Consider the following 19,206-nt stretch of genomic DNA (forward strand, 5'->3'; position numbering starts at 1 on the left):
AGTTCAAGATATCGAAGCTAAATTGCAATGTAATGCTCCAGATCAGAGATTGATGAGGAATTGAATGACAAAAGAAGCGTATCCGATGGCTCTAGTCACGCAAGATAGCCTTGATAGCTATATTCGCTCAGTAAACAGCTACCCAATGCTGACTGCAGACGAAGAGCGTGAGCTGGCAGAACGATTACACTATAAAGGTGAGATTGAGGCTGCAAAAGGTCTAATTCTTTCGCACCTACGATTCGTTGTTCACGTTGCTCGTGGTTACTCTGGCTACGGTTTGCCAATGGCGGATCTTGTGCAAGAGGGTAACATCGGTCTAATGAAAGCCGTTAAGCGTTTTAACCCAGAAGTAGGGGTTCGCTTGGTTTCTTTCGCTGTCCACTGGATCAAAGCAGAGATCCACGAATACGTGCTACGTAACTGGCGTATCGTGAAAATTGCGACCACTAAAGCGCAACGTAAATTGTTCTTCAACCTGCGTAAGTCGAAAAAGCGCTTGGGTTGGTTTAACAACGGTGAAGTGGAAACCGTTGCGCGCGAGTTAGGTGTTGAGCCTTCTGAAGTTCGCGAGATGGAATCACGCTTAGCGGCGGTGGATTCAACCTTTGATATGCCAACTGATGAAGACGACAGCTCAAACGCTTACACAGCGCCGATGCTATACCTAGAAGACAAATCGTCTGATGTGGCCGACAACATTGAAGCCGCCAACTGGGAAATGCATACCAACAATCGCTTGGGTCATGCATTAGCGAGTTTGGATGAGCGTAGTCAGCGCATCGTGCGTTCTCGTTGGTTAGATGATGAGAAAGCAACATTGCAAGACTTAGCTGATGAGTTCGGTGTTTCTGCCGAGCGTATTCGCCAGCTAGAAAAAAATGCAATGAAGAAACTAAAATTGGCTGTGGGGGAATTTTAATTTCCACTGCTAATTGAAAGTAAGATTTTCATAGAAAGCCGAGATCATGTGATCTCGGCTTTTTTATTGTCGATCGAAAATCGATAGCGTTTGCGATCCGGATTTTATGTGCTACCTGTGCATAACTCTGTGAAGTAATTATTTATCAACTGTTCGAAACCCGGACAAAATAAGGGATTCAAGCACTTTTCCATCTGGGGATAGTTATAGATATACACACAGTTAGAACAGGATCATCACTACATATTGTGGATCAAAAGATCCAAATACACTTTATCAACGCAATTCACAGCTTTATCCACAAATGGTTGGAATGTGTACACTTTTGAAAAGCCTGATTATCCATGTGTCTAAGTTTGCCGTTGGATAGGTTACAATAGCGGCAGTATACCCAAGCAGCTTCAAATATGGATTTTATGCTGTACCACGGGTGCTGATTAGTACGTTAGGTTCGAGGTTGCTTGGGTATATTAATAAGACAATGAGAAAGTAAATGGATCAGTTTAAGCATATCGATGTACAAGGTGCGCAAGCGCTGCTCGAGCAGGGTGATGCGAAGCTTGTAGATATCCGTGACCCTCAATCGTTTGCCGTTGCGCATGCGGAGTCCGCGTATCACTTAACTAACGATACGATCGTTGCGTTTATGGATGAAGTGGAGTTCGAACAACCTATTCTAGTGATGTGTTACCACGGTATTAGTAGCCAAGGTGCGGCGCAATATTTAGTTAACCAAGGCTTTGAACAGGTGTACAGTGTAGATGGTGGCTTTGAAGCCTGGCATCGAGCAGAACTACCGATAGTGAGAAGTTAATGAAGAGATTGGTAACGTTAAATAATCCACGTATGGCGCAAGCCTTTATTGATTATATGGCCTCTCGCCAAATTGACATCGAAATGATGCCTGAAGGGGATGGGCAATTTGCGCTGTGGCTGACTGATAGCCAGCATGAAATAGAAGCGGAAGCCGAACTTAAGCTGTTCCTTGCTAACCCGTCTGATTCAAAATACAGCGCCGCCTCGTGGGACGTTGCCGATACTCGTAAGAGTACATTTCATTATTCCAGCCCGAGTATCATAAGCATGGTCAAAGCGAAAGCTGGCCCCATGACTTTGCTGATCATGACAGTCTGTATCATCATCTACTTGTTACAAATGTTTGGCTTTGGCAATGGCGTGTTTAAGTTGTTGCACTTCCCGGCTTTTGAGGGGCAACAATGGCAAGTGTGGCGATGGCTAAGTCATGCGTTACTGCACTTTTCAGTAACTCACATCGTGTTTAACTTACTATGGTGGTGGCAGTTGGGTGGCGACATCGAACGTCGTCTCGGTTCCGGTAAGCTATTGCAACTCTTTGTGGTGTCGGCAGCGCTTTCAGGAGCAGGCCAGTTCTATGTTGAAGGGGCTAACTTCGGCGGCTTGTCTGGCGTGGTCTATGCACTGCTTGGTTATTTGTGGATATTGGGTTACCGCTTGCCACATTTAGGCCTTACGCTACCCAAGCCAATTATCGTCTTTATGTTGGTATGGTTAGTTCTTGGTTTTGTGCAGCCATTTATGGCGATTGCAAACACCGCTCACTTAGTTGGGCTACTGTCGGGGATGGCGATTGCGCTGTTTGATTCAGGCAAGATGAAATACCAACAGCAAGCCTAAAGCAGATGAAATGAAAAGACCGCTCAAGAGCGGTCTTTTTTTATGTTCAAAACGGATTTGGGTTTATTGATAAAGGTATTTTGTAAACAATAAATCGGCAATGATGGTTTTACCTGTTTCAGGCAAAAGCGTTTCGTTGAGGGTCGTCACTAAGGTTTTGCGCAGATCTTCTCGGCCAGACAGGGACTTAATCGTATCTTCTGTTTGCTTACCCAATAATTCAATCACTGCATCGCGAATCAAAGGTTGGTGATGCTCAACAACTGATAAATCTTGTTGACTCATTACCATGATGTCGATGCGCACTTGCACATAACCTAACTTTTTGCCTTTGGTGTAAAAGTTAGTAGTGAGGTCAGGCTCTAGGGTAAAGTATGCCAACTTAGGTCCAGCTTCTTCCGTTTCAGCCCAACTTGGTGCGGCGAGTAGTATGGTTAACGCAAAAATAATTTGGGCTATATAACGTTTGTACATATTTCTAACTTTTCTTTCTCTGGATCGCGATATTCGAATCGCTTCAGTCTTGATACAATGGGCCGTCTATAACAAATAACGGAACTTACGGTTACATACATTACTATGGACGGTAAGTTGTTGCTTTATTGTACGCATAAAGCCTCCAATTGAATACTAGTATGAATCAGCCAACATCACTCTATCTTGCTTCTTTATTGGAAGTAGAGTGGCAAAACCCCGAAGAATTCGAATTTCCAAATGAATTTGCCAAGCACTGGCTTGAAGAGCAAGGGTCTTTGTCACGTCGTTTAAAACAGCACTGCCAAGCGTTAACGGTAGAATTGCTACAAAATCAGATCGTCACTGCAGCGACATTAAAACAGGACGAAAGTCAGTTATTGTCCGAACAAGATTGCTTACTGAGAGAGGTAATTTTGTGCGGTGACAATAATAACTGGGTTATTGGGCGGACATTGATTCCTCGCTCAACCTTAGTTGATCAGCAGTATGATTTGGCTCAACAAGGTGATATCCCATTAGGACTAACGGTGTTCAGCGCAGACAACGTTGAGCGAGACTCTTTGCAAATGGGATGGGTAGCCGTACCAGAAGGACGTTTGTTAGCGCGACGCTCAAGGTTGTGGATGAATCACAAACCGATGCTAGTCGCCGAGTTATTCTTATCTAATTCACCAGTTTACGCTAAGGAGACAGTGTAAATGTCCGCAGAAAAAGCCAAAGCATATTGGCAACTGATGCGCATGGATCGCCCGATTGGTTCACTGTTACTGATGTGGCCAACGATTTGGGCGCTAATTATCTCAGCCCAAGGGATGCCGAGTTGGGATGTATTTATCGTGTTTGTATTGGGTGTTTTCCTAATGCGTAGTGCGGGGTGCGTGATTAATGATTTTGCAGATCGCAAAGTCGACGGCCATGTAAAGCGTACTAAGCAACGTCCACTGCCATCAGGGAAAGTGACAGCAAAAGAAGCGATTGGATTATTTTTGGTTTTGGGTATCAGCTCGTTTTTGTTAGTGCTGACCATGAACCCGCTGACGATTCAGCTATCCTTCGCTGGCATTGTGTTGGCGTTCATCTATCCATTTATGAAGCGTTACACTCATATTCCACAGCTATTTTTAGGCTTGGCTTTTAGCTGGGCGATTCCAATGGCGTGGGCTGCACAAACTGGGGAATTACCATTAATTGTTTGGTTTTTGTTCCTCATTAATGCTTTGTGGACCATTGCGTACGACACTCAATATGCGATGGTAGACCGAGATGATGATCTAAAGATTGGCATTAAATCGACGGCAATTCTGTTTGGTCGTCATGACAAGCTTATTATTGGTGTGTTGCAACTGATTACACTCGCGATGTTGGTTTGGTTAGGGCAGTTCTACCAATTGGGACAAAGTTACTACTGGACCCTTTTGATTGTAGCGTCGTTGTTTGTTTATCAGCAGCACTTAATTCGTCACCGTGAGCGTGAGTTGTGCTTTAAGGCTTTCCTCAACAACAATTATGTTGGCATGGTGATAGCGATAGGGTTACTGGTCGCATTTTGGTAAGCGAAGAAATAGAAAAAGGCATCCGATTGGATGCCTTTTTTCTTATTGGAAGAAGGTAAAACGGTTACGACCGAAGTTGGTGAATACTCTCTTCGATCGTCAGTTTCACTTCTGGATAAAGCAGAGTGAACAGTAGCCGTGCAAATTGCTGCGTTTTCTTCGTGTCACAGTTACCTTCGTTATCGAGGTATTTTTGCTGTTTGAGCGTATTGAACATCGCGGTAAACACACCTTTATCGAAGAATTCTGGCGCATTAATACCGTGCAAACGCCCTAGGCGCTGGGCAATATCTTGGCTCTTCTGCTCTAGGTCCGATTTACCGAGTTCAGGGTAAGCAACAAGCAAGTTCATCGCGATAGAGTAGCGTTGCAGCGTTTCAGTTATCGTTCGACCTAACAGAACCAAAGGCTGGTTGTTCGATTGATTGATTTCCAGCTTATCACCATCAAGACTAATCATTTTCTGATCGGCAAATTCATGCAGTGTTTTAACGACCAATTCATCTAACTCGTCTTCCTGGTAACTTAAGAACAGTTCTTTCTTCAAGAATGGGTAGATTTGCGCGACATTCGCTTGAATCTTGGCTACCGAAAGGTTGCGCTGACGAATGAGCATTTGGGCAATTAATGACGGCAGAGCGAACAAGTGGATGATGTTGTTGCGATAGTAGGTCATCAGGATCGATTGGCTACGGTCCAGCGAAATGATGTCACCCATGCTATCGGTTTCAATCACGAACTTATCAAGCGAAATTGCATGATCGACCAACTCCTCAGCACTTTCGGTAGGGATAGTGGAGGTGCTTGAGTACGGATTATTTTTGAGTAGCTTTAAGTAACACTCGATCTGGTTGATCAGCGAGTCACGAGAAAGTGCACGTTGACGAGAAGCAAGCAGTGCGGTTGCACACAAGGTCAACGCGTTTGCCGCCGCCGCATCATTGATGTGCGTCATCATCTTATTAGCGAGGTCGTTCACCACAGGATTCATCCATTGTGGTTTGTTACCACCCATGCTGTCGATGTCTTTCGTCCACTCAGGAGCATGCTCGTTCAAGTATTGGTTGAGCTGAATTGGCTCACCGAAGTTCACATAGCCCAAACCAAAGTTACGCAGTTTACGCAGAGTACGCAGTACAAGCCCTGCGTTTTCTTTCTCTTTGCGTTTGCCACGCAGCTCTTTCGCGTAAGTGCCCACTTCCATTACGTGCTCGTAGCCGATGTAGACCGGCACTAGCGTTACTGGGCGGTTTAAACCACGTAGCATTGCTTGGATGGTCATAGCCAGCATACCCGTTTTCGCTTGCAGTAAGCGACCTGTACGTGAACGACCACCCTCACTGAAGTACTCGACTGAATAGCCTTTGGCAAACAGCTCAGCTAGATACTCACGGAAAATGGTTGAGTACAGTTTGTTGCCTTTAAAACTACGACGAATAAAGAACGCCCCACCACGACGGAAAAGCGGACCGGCCGGGAAGAAGTTCAAGTTAATGCCTGCCGCAATGTGCGGAGGCACCATGCCTTCATGGTATAAAACATAAGACAACAGCAGGTAGTCCATGTGACTACGGTGACACGGAACGTACACAATTTCGTGGCCGTCTTGCGCTAAACGACGCACAGTCGAGGCGTTATTGATGTGCAAACCTTGGTATAGTTTTGTCCATAACCAACTCAGGATGCGGTCGCCGTTTTTCACCAGACTATAGGAGAAGTCGGCAGCGATTTCATCCATGATGTCGTGGGCTTCTTTACGTGCCTTATCAATCGAGATGTTTTTGCTCTTGGCTTCGTCAGCAATCGCCAGTTCAATAGCTGGAGATTTTAGTAAACGAGCAAACAACACTTGTCGTTGTGGCAGGTTTGGGCCTGAAGCAGCCAGTTTCTGGCGTGAGAAGTGGATACGCGCCACGCGAGCCAGTTTGTGCGCAATTGCGCTGTCGGTTCCGTGAGAGTCTGCCATATAACGCAGAGATACCACGGGACTAAAGCGAACTAAGCAGTCGCGTCCCGCCGCCATTACCGCTTTGGCTTTTTGCGGACCATTCATCGGTTGAAGGTAAGGCTTTTGGTTCTCTTCTTTACCTGGCTTACGACCCCAAAGCACGGTTGCAGGGATCATTTGAACATCCAACTCACTATCCAGCTTGTGCAGTTCCAGTAAGTCAGTGAACAGAGAGACAGAATCGGTTGGGACATCATTATCGTTGTTCATCACAGTTGGACGCGCAGCGATAAAGACGAAACGGTTCAGCGTTTTGCCATTGATTTCCAGCGGGCTGAGCGGGTCGGGTAGACCAAGGCTCATGGCTTGTTTTTGCAGTGTCAGCAAATCCACGTTCGAGCGGAACGGCAGGGCATATACAATCGGTTTAGTTAGGTCGATGTTCAGATCTTCAATCGGGTTCGACGGGATTGCGGTGCCCTTTACCAGTACCGATAAAGGTAGTTTTAGTAATGAACGTGAAAATGATTGTCCAGAAGACATAAAGTTCACAGCCTCAATAGGTATTCAAACAGGCCTAACCTTATTTCAGTTTCCGCTTTGCATGTCTTCTCTATAAAAAGAGATGAGTACGGCAATAGAAATAAGCCTAGGCGATAAAATTTAAGCGCTGCAAGGATACCAGAAACTGGTCAAACCTTTTAATTTTATTGGCTGTAAATTAGTCGAACCCCTAAGTTATTGCTTTGACTTGATTAACTGAAAAGTCGGTGTTTTAAACGAATAAAGAATGAACTTAATCGGTAAGCTGAAAGCTCCCCACAAATAAATTAAAAAACAACCAATTGGGTTTTCATTTGAGCATTTACTGGATATACTCACAGTTAACTGTATAAAAAGACAGGTGAGACATGAAGCCGTTAACGCCACGCCAACAACAAGTCTTCGATTTGATCAAAAGTAAAATCGATGACACCGGAATGCCACCAACTCGTGCAGAGATTGCGCGTGAGCTTGGCTTCCGCTCTGCGAATGCCGCAGAGGAACACCTAAAAGCGCTTGCTCGTAAGCAAGCAATTGAAATTATTCCAGGCGCTTCTCGTGGGATTCGTATCCTGCTTGAAGACGCAGCCAATGATGAGCAGGGTTTGCCTTTGATTGGTCAAGTCGCAGCGGGTGAGCCAATTCTGGCTCAAGAGCACGTAGAGGCGCACTACCAAGTCGATCCTGCGATGTTCAAACCGCAAGCGGATTTCTTACTTCGTGTAAATGGCGAGAGTATGAAAGACATCGGGATTATGGATGGCGATTTGCTCGCGGTGCATAAAACCCAAGACGTGAGAGACGGTCAAGTTGTCGTTGCGCGTGTTGATGATGATGTGACTGTGAAGCGTTTGGAGCGCAAAGGTTCAACCATATTACTGCATGCTGAGAATGAAGAGTTTGCCCCAATCCAAGTGGACTTAACGTCTCAGCACCTTACGATTGAAGGCTTAGCCGTTGGTATTATTCGTAATACCGATTGGATGTAAGTGTATTTAAGCAGCCCAGTTGATCTGGGCTGTTTTGTCTTTTCTCTTTTTCTACTTCCTCCAAAAGCTTGCTCATCATCTTGACCTTGTTTGTTTTGACCAATTTATAAGCTTGATAATGTAATTGATATTCATTATCATCTTTATTAATGTCTATGTTTTCTCTCTGGCGCAGGAAATGCCCATGTCTCAGTCTAAACATCAAGTTCCTAACCATTTATTAAAGCCACTGTTATTGCGTAGCCGTGAAAGCATGGTCGACAATGGCTTGGTGTACGATCCGATAGCTGCTAAAGCGTGTTTGAGCTGTAAGATGGCGCCGGATTGTTTGAGTGGTGATATTGCGCAGAAGCAATTGCTGCACGTGACGCTGACTCAGCTTTGTGACCAGCAGGTTAGTCACTTCTTACAGCAGTATCCCGATGCTTGGATAATCAATGTTGGAGCGGGGTTGGATACCCGCTTTTATCGTTTGGATAATGGACGCTGCCATTGGATAGAGCTGGATGTGACGGAAAATTTGGTATGGCGTCAGCGTTTGTTCCACAAAAATGAACGTTATGAACATCGCTGTGGCAGTGTGGATGAAATGTCGTGGCTAGAGACGTTAGCCATTCCAGAGCAAGCACCGGTACTCATTTTATGTGAAATGGCACTGCTCGATTGCACAGAGCGTCAAGTCGCGAAATTTATTCAAACCTTGGGTCGACATTTTGTTTCTGCTGAACTGTGTATGGTGCTGGCAGGAGATTTAACGGAAACCAAGTGGGGACAAAAGCTTGGCTCTGATCGTTATGCTCATGGCTTTGAAGCGCCTGCAGAACAGATATTGCAATGGTTACCATGGGCACAGTGGGTGAAAGCTTTCTCGCCATTCGATAGATTCTGTTCTCGTTGGAAAGCTTGGCAGCGTTGGCTTAATAAGATTCCAATGTTGAAGCATCGCCTCACGCCAGTACTCGTTCATATCAAGTGGTAATTGGCTAGTCGTTAAGCGCTCAGGTACACTCGTCGATCTTACTGATGAGGTGCCTGTGACAAATTCAATCTTCTCTCCTTTATCTAACCCAAAAGTTCATCGCCAAGTCTTAGCTTTAGCGATACCTATGGTGCTGTCGAATATTACTGTTCCATTGCTCGGTTTGGTCGATGCTGCGGTGATTGGTCATCTAGACCACGCTTGGTATTTGGGCGGTGTTGCGTTGGGCAGCACCATGATCAGCGTGACGTTTTGGCTGCTTGGTTTTTTGCGTATGTCGACTACAGGGTTGGCGGCGCAGTCCTATGGCGGTGAAGACCGAAAGCAACTTGCCTTGGTGTTTATGCAAGGCTCACTTATGGCGCTGCTGTTTGCGTTAGTCTTCCTTATTGCCCATAACCCGATTGCTGATTTGATCTTTGGCTGGAGTGACGCCAGCGCAGAGGTAAAACACTACGGCATGCAATATTTCTCTATCCGTGTGTGGAGTGCCCCCGCTGCGCTAATGAACTTTGTGTTGTTGGGGTGGCTGCTCGGGACGCAAAATTCCAAAGCACCAATGTGGATGGTGATCATCACCAACGTGACTAATATCGCCCTCGATTTGTTGTTTGTGATTGGTTTGGGGTGGAAAGTAGAAGGCGCTGCGCTGGCATCGGTGATTGCTGACTACTCAGGCATGGGTTTTGGTCTCATGTGTGTTTGGAAAACCTGGCGAGAGAGGCAATTACCATCACCTCAAAAGTTGCTAACCAGCACTCAACACGGTTTAGGGCGCTTCGTGAAATTGAATCGTGATATTTTCTTACGCTCTTTGTGTCTGCAAGCGGCTTTTAGCTTTATGACGTTCCAAGGCGCGAGCTTTGGTGATGAGGTTGTCGCTGCAAATGCGGTTCTGATGAGCTTCCTGATGATTATCTCGTATGGCATGGATGGCTTTGCTTACGCAATGGAGGCCATGGTCGGGAAGGCGATTGGTGCCAAAGATAGGCAACAATTGAGTGCATCGCTTGTCGGCACTTTCTTTTGGAGTTTGGTTATTTGCTTAGGACTGACCACGCTCTTTGGTTTGGCGGGATCGCAGTTGATCGCCATGATCACTTCAATTGAGGCGGTACAACAGCAAGCAGCGGTGTATCTACCTTGGCTGGTGGTGATGCCACTTGCGTCGATGTGGTGCTTTCTATTGGATGGCATTTTTGTCGGTGCAACCAAAGGCAAAGACATGCGCAATAGTATGTTTGTCGCGACCAGCAGTTTCTTCGTTGTCTTTTACTTGTTCGCCGAGTGGGAAAATCACGCGCTGTGGTTTGCAATGACGAGCTTTATGTTGATGCGGGGTATTGGTTTAGGAGTTATCTTTCTCTACCAATGGCACAAGGATACCTTCCTAGCACAATGTTGATATAAAAACAGCAGGTCCAAGCCTGCTGTTTTTCTGTCTGCTATCAAGAAGCATCGATTAGAACAAGCGGTTCAAACCATTCAACGCAGCGACACGATACGCTTCGGCCATTGTTGGATAGTTGAAGGTGGTATTGACGAAATACTCGATGGTATTCGCTGAGCCTTTTTGCTCCATAATGGCTTGACCGATGTGGATAATTTCCGCGGCACGTTCGCCAAAACAGTGAATCCCTAAGATTTCTTTGGTTTCACGATGGAACAATATCTTCAAGCTACCGATGTCTTTCCCTGCGATCTGTGCACGAGCTAGATGCTTGAACGAAGAGCGTCCTACTTCATACGGTACTTTCGCAGCTGTTAGCTCTTGCTCGGTTTTACCCACAGAGCTAATCTCTGGGATGGTGTAGATACCCGTTGGAATATCATCAATCAGGTAGTTTTCTGCCTGACCTTTCGTAATGGCTTGTGCGACAAATCGCCCTTGGTCATAAGCGGCGCTTGCAAGGCTAGGGTAACCGATGACATCGCCTACAGCGTAAATGTGTTCGATATCGGTTTGGTAGTTACGGTTTACTTTTAGTTGTCCGCGAGAGTCCGCTTCCAGACCCACTGCACCCAAATTCAACTTATCGGTGTTACCTGTTCGACCATTCGCATACAACAAGCAGTCTGCCTTCATCTTCTTGCCAGATTGTAGGTGAATAATCACGCCATCTTCTGTGCCTTCGATTTTTTCATAGGTCTCATCATTACGAATTACCACACCACTGTTCCAGAAGTGGTAAGACAGCGCATCTGACACTTCGTTATCCAAAAACTCCAACAAGCGGTCGCGGGTATTGATAAGGTCGGTTTTCACTCCAAGGCCGCGGAAGATAGAAGCGTATTCACAACCGATAACGCCCGCACCGTAAATGATGATATGGCGAGGGTCGTGTTTCAGGCTCAAAATGGAATCACTGTCGTAGATGCGCTCATGCAAGAAATCTACGTCGTCAGGCTGATACGGGCGAGAACCCGTCGCGATGACAAACTTATCCGCTGAATAGATTTCTTCTGTACCGTCGCTTTGCATCACTGCAATTGAGTAGTTATCGATAAATCGCGCGGTTCCGAACAAAAGTGTGCATGAGTTACGGTCATAAAAGCCCTGACGAAGTCGAGTTTGCTTATCAATGACCGATTTAGCATGACCTAAAATGTCAGAAAATGTTGCATGAACGCTAGTGTTGTTTCGACAAAATAGCGGGTTGCTATTAAATTCGATGATGCGGCTAACGGCATGACGCAGTGCTTTAGATGGAATAGTTCCCCAGTGAGTACAACCGCCGCCGACACTGCTTTCTTTCTCGACAATGGCAACATTCAGTCCCGCTTTGGTTAATCCCATTGCAGCCCCTTCTCCGCCAGGGCCACTACCGATTACGATCACGTCATAGTGATTAACATGCGCCATGATGCCTTCCTTGTTATATTTGCTTAACATTGCTTTAGCGCGATTTTAACTCATTTACTCTATTGGTACACGTAATGCCTGTTAGAGAGTGGAAGTGATCACGCAGAATCGACCAAAAGGGTGATTTGGTATGTTGTATGTCTATAAATTGCATCGAGAACATTGCAATTAGATGCATGCCAATAGTAACGTTCTCGGCGCTCAGAGCGAGCGAAGCAACATATCTTTCTCCGTAGGAGCAAATTGCGTTATATTGAGGCTCTTGTACCCTACAGAAAAAGAGCAAGTTAAGAATGAAATCGATGGGAATCCGCGCACAGCAAAAAGAGAAGACACGTCGATCATTGATCGATGCGGCATTTAGTCAATTAAGTGCGGATCGCAGCTTTTCCAGCCTTAGCTTGCGAGAAGTCGCCCGAGAGGCAGGGATTGCACCGACTTCTTTTTACCGTCACTTCAAAGATATGGATGAGCTAGGCTTAACCATGGTTGATGAAGGCGGTTTGCTACTACGTCAACTGATGCGTCAGGCGCGTCAACGTATTGTGAAAGAAGGTAGCGTAATTCGTACCTCGGTCGAAACCTTTATGGAATTCATTGAAAGTAGTCCGAACGTTTTTCGTTTGTTGTTGCGTGAGCGCTCCGGCACTTCTGCTGAATTTCGTACCGCTGTTGCTCGAGAAATCCAGCATTTTGCGGCAGAATTAACCGAGTATTTAATGAGCACCGGCGTGACCAGAGAAGAGGCGTATACTCAAGCAGAAGCGTCTGTGACTTTGGTTTTCAGTTCGGGAGCTGAAGCTTTAGATTTAGATCGACGTGAGCGCGATGAACTCGCCGAGCGATTGATCATGCAATTGCGAATGATAGCCAAAGGGGCCTATTGGTATCGCAAAGAACGTGAACGTAACCGATTAAAAGGCGGGATAGAATAATGTCGAATGGAAATAAATCTGAAAAGAAAACGCTGATTTTGGCACTGGTTGCAGGTATGTGTGGTGATGCTTTGTTGTCATGGTTGACCATGAGTGAAGTGTCTTTTTCAATCTTCCCATTGATTGCACTCGTACTGGCTGTACAAGCTCTTTACCAAGAGTACCTAAATAATCCGGTATCAGAAGATATCCCATTAGTTGGCTTGGCGTGTTTCTTCGTAGGTGCGTTTGGTCACTCTGCGTTTATTAAAGCGCAATACCCAGAAGCAGGCTCAAACTTCTTTGCGATCATGGTTTCAATGATCTTACTCGCATGGATTGGTAAGAAGCTAGGTTTTGTCAGCAAGAAGACTTCTGCGGAATAAGCAAAACGAATCAAATTAAAAAGCGAGCCATTGAGCTCGCTTTTTGTATTTGACGCCGTGGGTTACACTTTGCGTTCCAATAGCACTCCCGCTTCCATGTGGTGGGTATAAGGGAATTGGTCAAACAGAGCAAAACGCGTCACGTTGTGTGTTTCGCATAGAATGTCCAAGTTCTCTTTTAGAGTCTCAGGGTTACAAGAGATGTACATGATGCGCTCGTAACCTTGCACCATCTTACAAGTATCGACATCCATCCCAGCACGTGGTGGGTCGACAAAAATCGTATTGCAGTTGTAGCTCTTCAGATCTACACCTGCATCTTGTAGACGACGGAATTCACGCTTACCTTCGATCGCTTGAGTAAATTCCTCGGCTGATAGACGTAAGATTTGTACGTTATCAATCTTATTGGCGGCGATGTTGTACTGTGCAGATACAACCGATGGCTTCGCTAGCTCAGTTGCCAGTACGCGGTCGAAATTCTGTGCCAACGCCAGCGAGAAGTTACCGTTACCACAGTAAAGCTCTAGTAGGTCGCCAGTGCTTTCTTGGGTACAGTCGACCGCCCATTCCAGCATCTTCTCTGCGACTTTGCCGTTCGGCTGAGTGAAGCTGTTCTCCACTTGTTGGTAGATGTAGCTTTGACCATTTACATCGAGCTTCTCGATCACGTAGTCGCGGTCTAGGACAATCTTCATCTTACGAGCGCGACCAATGATGTTTAGGTTAAAGCCTTCATCATTTAAACGCTGTTTAAGGGCTTTCGCGTTTTCAATCCACTCTTCATCAAGTTGGCGATGGTAAAGGAGTGAAACCAGAATCTCACCGCTTAGCGTCGACAGGAAATCCACCTGGAACAGTTTACGACGTAGCGAGTCGTTGTCTTTCATCGCTTCAACCAATAGCGGCATCAGGTCGTTGATCAGACGGCTTGCTGCAGGGAATTGGTCAACTCGGTATTTCTCACGAGTTTCTTGGTTGAACATGATGTAGTAAAGATCTTCGCCTTCATGCCAAACACGGAACTCAGCACGCATGCGGTAGTGCTGCTCTGGTGATTCAAACACTTCCAGTTCTGGCATGTTGTATGGCGCGAACATATCCGTGAGACGTTCGACTTTTTCAGCCAGTTGTTCTTGGTAGCGTTGTGGGTTGACATCAAGAGTAGCCATGATCTTACCTTTTATGGTGCATTCAATTTAAGAGCGCAGATTTTATTCAATCTCAATAGGATGTCCAGTTTTGTACTGGAATTGATTTAAAGATAGTGCGTACAGGCAGAGTAGAAAGCAAAATCAATCAAAACGTTACAACTTCTAAGGGCAATATTGGCTGGACAAATAATCAATAGCTGAATAATATTTGCCTCAAGTTGGTGCTATCTAGCAATCTAGATGGCTGAAATGGGAATCTGGTGTGAATCCAGAACTGACGCGCAGCGGTAAAAGAGAACGAACGCTCATCAGACACTGCATTAGTTTATGTGGGAAGTCGAGCAAGTAGGCGGTACACCCGTGCTCTTGAGTCCGAATACCTGCCAACAACTGAGCCACAGCACTGGACTGTCATGATGACAGGGCTCGGAAGGAATTACGCGATTTAGGACAAGACAATGAGAAAATCCGCACTGGCGATCACTTTGGCATCGCTGCTTTCACCTGTCTCTTATCTACAGGCCCAAGAAACCTCCACTGACGAAACCATCGTTGTTACTGCAAACCGTTTTGAGCAAGCCGAAAGCCGTACGTTGGCAGATGTCGAAGTAGTTACTCGACAAGACATCGATCGCATTCAAGCGAAAACCCTACCAGATGTATTGCGTCGCCTTACCGGAATTCAAGTTTCACAAAATGGTGGTCGTGGTCAGTTAGCGTCTTTATTTGTTCGTGGAACCAGTTCCGACCAAGTTTTAGTACTGGTTGATGGCGTACGTTTTGCACGAGCAGCGAAGGGCGCTGTGGACTTTAACCAAATCCCACTTACTTACGTTCAACGTATTGAGTACGTGCGTGGTGCGCGTGCGTCACTTTACGGCTCAGAAGCGATTGGTGGCGTGATCAATATCATCACCATTGCGCGTGCTGACGAAGAAGGAACGAAGTTAAGTGCGGGTTTAGGCAGCTTAGATTACCAGGAATTGAGTGTGGCATCTGGTATTAAAGTCACAGAGAGCGGCCAGCTAAATATCGCGCTTGGTAGTGAAAGTGATGATGGTTATAACGTTCGTCCTGTACCGGGAGTTAATGACGGCGATCGCCATGGCTTTGATACAAAGAATGGTCTGCTAGGTTACGTGCACAACTTCAATGACCAGTGGTCTGCATTTGGTAACCTACGTGCTTACGAAAATGTTTATCAATATGACAGCAGCTACGGCAGTCGCGGTTACTACGAAGCAGAAAAAGACGATCTTTCTGTCACTCTGGGCGGTAAGTATCAGTCTGATAATGTGATGTCAGAACTACAAGTAACAGCACAGAAACAGAAGTCTTGGAACTATGAGCAAGCAAAAGGCAAACACTCAGGTACTGAAGATGAACTTGAGCAGCAAAATGTCCAGTGGACCAACAGTTACTTGCTAAACAACAATACGACGTTGGCTGGTGGTATTGATTGGCGCAACGAGTCTTATAAAGACAAGAGTGCGAATAAAACGTTTGATCGTACCAATGGCGCTCTGTTTGGTATGGCAACCACCAGTATTGATAAAGCAATGCTTGAGGGCAGTGCTCGCCTTGATGATAACGAAGAATACGGTAGTGAGTTCACTTACAGTTTAGCGGCTGGTTACCAGTTTGTACCAGAGTTTGGGGTTAAAGCCTCTTTTGGTACTGCGTTTAAGGCTCCAAACCTATATCAACAGTATGACCCAACATACGGTGAGAAAGATCTGAAGCCGGAAGAGTCAGATGCTTGGGAGTTAGCATTCAGCGGTGATGTCCAAGGCGTTTTTTGGTCCGTAACGGGTTATGACTATAAAATCACGAATCTTATCGATTACCATCCAACCACATACAAATATTTGAATGTCGATGGTGAAACACATATCCAAGGTGTGGAGCTTGTTGCTGAGTTTGATACAGGGATTGTGCAGCACCAGTTGAGTGCAGATTACAAAGATGCCGAAGACGATAAAGGGCATCAGTTGCAGCGCCGCGCTAAAGAAATGTATAAGTGGAATGCTTTAGTGAGCTTCGATAAAGTGGATTGGTCGGTTAGCTATCAGTACGTCGGTAAGCGTCCAGATGTGGATTACAGCACTTGGCCTTCACAAGATATTACACTTTCTTCTTACTCGTTGGTTGATACGGCGGTGACTTACTATCCGAATGAGTCGACCTCTATTAGCGCTCGTATCGATAATCTACTTGATGAAGAGTATGAGATGGCAAAAGGTTACCCTGCTGCAGAGCGAGCGTACTATCTCAACGTTGGCTACGAATTCTAATCGTGAATGAGCACAAACCGCCTTCGGGCGGTTTTTAATATTTTGTGGTGGAAAATCGAATGAAGAAACCCAAGCGAGTGGTGATCAGTTGGTCCAGCGGTAAAGATTCGACATTAACGCTTGAGCGCCTTAACGAGAATCCAAATTATCAAGTTGTCGGTTTGTACACGACTTACGTAGGAAAAGAAGTCCCTTTTCAAGCAACTCCGCTTGAGGTTGTACAAATGCAAGCAGACTTACTTGCGCTTCCGCTCATTACTATCGAACTGCCTGAAGTCTTTCCGAGTAACGAAATTTATCAATCAACCATCGTTAATGCATTACAAAGTAGTGGTCTGAACATAGAAGCTGTCGCATTTGGTGATATGTTTTGCAATGGCATTGCCGATTACCGACGCAGCTATATTGAACCTGTTGGCTGGGAATGCGTCTTTCCTCTATTAGGGGAGAGCAGCGAAAAACTAGCGATGGAAATCATAGAGCGTGGTATTCAAACGATGTTAATCACCATCGACGGAAGAGTTCTCCCTCCAGAATGGTGTGGTCGCTGGTATGACAAAGCCCTAATAGAGTCATTACCAAGTCAAATTGATCCCTGTGGGGAAAATGGTGAATTTCACACATTGGTCACGTCTTCGCCATCTTTTCAAGGACATATCGAGTTGACGAAGCGAGATGTAGAATCTGGAGATAGATTCAGCCATCAAAGATACCATGCTAAAGCATTGCCAAAACAAATCTACGCAGTATGATCGCAACGTTTCTGTTCTTTAGGTAAGGCTCGTGCGAGTAGCAAGTAAGAAAAAAGTCCTAGTTTTTGACTCCGGTGTTGGTGGCCTTTCTGTATTCCAAGAGATACATCGCCTATTGCCCCAGCTAGACTACTTATACTTATTCGATAATCAGGCTTACCCTTATGGTGAACTCGATCAGGCTGTACTCATTTCACGAGTTAACCAACTGGTCTCTTCATTAGTCGAAGAACACCAAGTCGACATTGTTGTCATTGCTTGCAACACGGCGAGCACCATAGTGCTTCCTTCCTTACGCGAAAATTTATCGATTCCCGTTGTTGGTGTTGTCCCTGCGATTAAACCCGCATCGCTTTTAGCATCAAAAGGGGTAGGGCTGATCGCCACTCCGGCGACAGTAACACGCCAATATACTCACGAGTTAATACGGGACTTTGCGCAAGGTAAACCAGTTGAGCTGGTGGGATCAACTCGCTTGGTAGATATGGCCGAAGAGAAGTTGCGAGGCAACAGCGTTTCTCTCGACGAACTGACAAATATCCTGCTTCCCCTTCGCGATAAAGTCGATGTTGCGGTGCTCGGTTGTACTCACTTCCCTTTAATCAAAGAGGAGATTCATCAAGCTTTGGGTGGGGACGTTACTTTAATTGATTCAGGCGCAGCGATTGCACGTCGAGTAAAAGCATTGCTATTAAGTGATGAAATTGAGGATACAGAAGAGGGAAGTAAGTCGATTTATGCCAGTGCAACTCCTTGGCAGGAAGATGCACTGAACATTTGTTTAAAGAAGCTAGGTTTTAATCCTGTTCAGGTTTACCACCATCCGGATGTTTAGGATCGTTCGCAATTCTCACTTTTAGCGTTCTCTCCATATATTCCTTTTCATTAAGTTTAGCGATAGCTGGCTTGGCATCTGCCGCAGCCATCACTACAAAACCAAACCCTCTTCTTTTTCCAGTACGCTTATCTTTCATTAAGCGTACCGCATAGACCTGTCCATATTCAGCAAACAAATCGCGAACATGACTCTCATTGGCCTTATAAGGAAGGTTGCCGACATACAGCGTTTTAGTTGAAGGATCAGGATCCGAAGATTGAAGAACAGGTGTTTTGCTAGAAAATGAAAAAAGAAAAGCAGTAGCGATAACACCAATGAGGAAGCTCAAGGCTGGTGGGATGATGAATTGAGAGAAGATGATTCCCCCAACGATGGCCAGCCCAACACATAAAATCAGATTTTTTTTAGACGTCATTTTAATTACTACACATAGTGATAAAGAGATCGATTGTCCATTAACAGAATAGACACATGAATCTTACGTATATGGTTGGTGTTTTTCCAACCAATTGCTGTGATATGTCTCAAATGTGACGAAGAAATATGCAAATATCGCACTTTTGGCTAATTTGTGACCGGTTGGTTTTTTATTTGCAAAAAACACTTGTACTAATTTCTCAACTCCCTATACTGCGCATCCACCGACACGGAGTGAGACGAAAGTCACACAGCGAGTCGGGAAGAGAGAAAAAAGAATTTGAAAAAATGCTTGACTCTCTCACGGTGTGAAGTAAGATACGCACCCCTAACGACGAGCAACTAAGTTGCTGAAAATGTTAGAAAAGCTCTTTAAAAATAAGAACCTATCAATCTGTGTGGGCACTCGTTGATGATAATCCAATTAGATACTTCGGTATCAAATTAGGTTTCAATGAAACGAAGTGACCATTGAATCGAAAGATTCAGCACAGTCAATTCAAACATTACTTTATGTAATG

At 45.4% G+C, this 19,206-nt stretch carries 18 protein-coding genes and 1 riboswitch; of the genes, 13 read left to right on the forward strand and 5 right to left on the reverse strand.

Translation table 11 applies throughout. The features are described 5' to 3' along the window. The first annotated feature begins 64 nt into the window (after nt 1–64). From rpoH to glpG, 3 genes are all read left to right on the forward strand, one after another. A complete protein-coding gene (gene rpoH / locus R7P64_RS22540) occupies nt 65–922 on the forward strand; it encodes an RNA polymerase sigma factor RpoH (protein WP_005378693.1) in 858 nt (285 codons plus the stop codon). Between the two features lie 493 nt (nt 923–1,415). After that, on the forward strand, nt 1,416–1,736 hold the full coding sequence (gene glpE, locus R7P64_RS22545) for a thiosulfate sulfurtransferase GlpE (RefSeq protein WP_005378691.1): 321 nt from the start codon (nt 1,416–1,418) through the stop codon (nt 1,734–1,736). Then, nucleotides 1,736–2,578 carry a rhomboid family intramembrane serine protease GlpG gene (gene glpG, locus R7P64_RS22550; protein ID WP_031781355.1) on the forward strand — a complete coding sequence of 281 codons (843 nt, stop codon included), beginning with the start codon at nt 1,736–1,738 and terminating at the stop codon, nt 2,576–2,578. The genes glpE and glpG overlap by 1 nt, the downstream gene beginning before the upstream one ends. 63 nt (nt 2,579–2,641) lie before the next feature. Here glpG and R7P64_RS22555 read toward each other — a convergent pair whose 3' ends face one another. Continuing rightward, complete coding sequence (locus tag R7P64_RS22555; protein ID WP_137282440.1) at nt 2,642–3,052, reverse strand: flagellar basal body-associated protein FliL; 411 nt, start codon at nt 3,050–3,052, stop codon at nt 2,642–2,644. 161 nt (nt 3,053–3,213) lie between these two features. Between R7P64_RS22555 and R7P64_RS22560 the strand changes: the two genes are divergently transcribed. Next, nucleotides 3,214–3,753 (forward strand): chorismate lyase, encoded by a 540-nt coding sequence (locus tag R7P64_RS22560; RefSeq protein ID WP_005378686.1) that lies wholly within the window; start codon nt 3,214–3,216, stop codon nt 3,751–3,753. Next, nucleotides 3,754–4,608 carry a 4-hydroxybenzoate octaprenyltransferase gene (gene ubiA / locus R7P64_RS22565; RefSeq protein WP_137282439.1) on the forward strand — a complete coding sequence of 285 codons (855 nt, stop codon included), beginning with the start codon at nt 3,754–3,756 and terminating at the stop codon, nt 4,606–4,608. A 64-nt stretch (nt 4,609–4,672) separates the two neighbouring features. Here the strand turns inward: ubiA and plsB are convergent, their stop codons facing one another. Beyond that, nucleotides 4,673–7,099, reverse strand: coding sequence for a glycerol-3-phosphate 1-O-acyltransferase PlsB (gene plsB / locus R7P64_RS22570; RefSeq protein ID WP_262580197.1), 2,427 nt, complete (start codon nt 7,097–7,099; stop codon nt 4,673–4,675). A 368-nt stretch (nt 7,100–7,467) separates the two neighbouring features. Here plsB and lexA point away from each other — a divergent pair, with 368 nt between their 5' ends. The 3 genes from lexA to dinF all read left to right on the forward strand — a co-directional run bounded on the left by lexA (nt 7,468) and on the right by dinF (nt 10,472). Next, nucleotides 7,468–8,088, forward strand: coding sequence for a transcriptional repressor LexA (gene lexA, locus R7P64_RS22575; protein WP_005378682.1), 621 nt, complete (start codon nt 7,468–7,470; stop codon nt 8,086–8,088). A gap of 184 nt (nt 8,089–8,272) precedes the next feature. Next, nucleotides 8,273–9,067 (forward strand): class I SAM-dependent methyltransferase, encoded by a 795-nt coding sequence (locus R7P64_RS22580; RefSeq protein ID WP_005393777.1) that lies wholly within the window; start codon nt 8,273–8,275, stop codon nt 9,065–9,067. A 55-nt stretch (nt 9,068–9,122) separates the two neighbouring features. Beyond that, complete coding sequence (gene dinF / locus R7P64_RS22585; protein WP_318123999.1) at nt 9,123–10,472, forward strand: MATE family efflux transporter DinF; 1,350 nt, start codon at nt 9,123–9,125, stop codon at nt 10,470–10,472. A gap of 57 nt (nt 10,473–10,529) precedes the next feature. On the opposite strand, the gene sthA is transcribed toward dinF, so the two are convergent. After that, nucleotides 10,530–11,960: a Si-specific NAD(P)(+) transhydrogenase gene (gene sthA / locus R7P64_RS22590; RefSeq protein WP_132937312.1), complete on the reverse strand. Its 1,431-nt coding sequence runs from the start codon at nt 11,958–11,960 to the stop codon at nt 10,530–10,532. 263 nt (nt 11,961–12,223) lie between these two features. Between sthA and fabR the strand changes: the two genes are divergently transcribed. Both fabR and R7P64_RS22600 read left to right on the forward strand, forming a co-directional pair. Continuing rightward, a complete protein-coding gene (gene fabR, locus R7P64_RS22595) occupies nt 12,224–12,865 on the forward strand; it encodes an HTH-type transcriptional repressor FabR (RefSeq protein ID WP_005378632.1) in 642 nt (213 codons plus the stop codon). Further along, entirely contained in the window at nt 12,865–13,230 is a 366-nt protein-coding gene (locus tag R7P64_RS22600) for a YijD family membrane protein (RefSeq protein ID WP_005378634.1), read from the forward strand. Before fabR ends, R7P64_RS22600 begins: the two co-directional genes overlap by 1 nt. Nucleotides 13,231–13,292: 62 nt before the next feature. On the opposite strand, the gene trmA is transcribed toward R7P64_RS22600, so the two are convergent. Next, on the reverse strand, nt 13,293–14,402 hold the full coding sequence (gene trmA, locus R7P64_RS22605) for a tRNA (uridine(54)-C5)-methyltransferase TrmA (RefSeq protein WP_053304467.1): 1,110 nt from the start codon (nt 14,400–14,402) through the stop codon (nt 13,293–13,295). Between the two features lie 184 nt (nt 14,403–14,586). Next, nucleotides 14,587–14,787, forward strand: a riboswitch (cobalamin riboswitch). A gap of 55 nt (nt 14,788–14,842) precedes the next feature. On the opposite strand from trmA, the gene btuB reads away from it, so the two are divergent. Genes btuB through murI form a run of 3 tightly spaced genes read left to right on the forward strand, consistent with a single transcriptional unit; the run spans nt 14,843 to nt 18,265 of the window. Beyond that, a complete protein-coding gene (gene btuB / locus R7P64_RS22610; RefSeq protein WP_005389692.1) occupies nt 14,843–16,678 on the forward strand; it encodes a TonB-dependent vitamin B12 receptor in 1,836 nt (611 codons plus the stop codon). A 59-nt stretch (nt 16,679–16,737) separates the two neighbouring features. Beyond that, a complete protein-coding gene (locus tag R7P64_RS22615) occupies nt 16,738–17,430 on the forward strand; it encodes an ATPase (RefSeq protein WP_005389693.1) in 693 nt (230 codons plus the stop codon). A 31-nt stretch (nt 17,431–17,461) separates the two neighbouring features. After that, nucleotides 17,462–18,265 carry a glutamate racemase gene (gene murI / locus R7P64_RS22620; RefSeq protein WP_005389694.1) on the forward strand — a complete coding sequence of 268 codons (804 nt, stop codon included), beginning with the start codon at nt 17,462–17,464 and terminating at the stop codon, nt 18,263–18,265. On the opposite strand, the gene R7P64_RS22625 is transcribed toward murI, so the two are convergent. Continuing rightward, on the reverse strand, nt 18,228–18,683 hold the full coding sequence (locus R7P64_RS22625; protein ID WP_017636066.1) for an RNA-binding protein: 456 nt from the start codon (nt 18,681–18,683) through the stop codon (nt 18,228–18,230). The two genes, murI and R7P64_RS22625, sit on opposite strands and share 38 nt — an antisense overlap. Nucleotides 18,684–19,206 lie beyond the last annotated feature (523 nt).

The sequence above is a fragment of the Vibrio sp. 2304 genome, from assembly GCF_033339475.1.
Taxonomy (GTDB): Bacteria; Pseudomonadota; Gammaproteobacteria; order Enterobacterales; family Vibrionaceae; genus Vibrio; species Vibrio alginolyticus.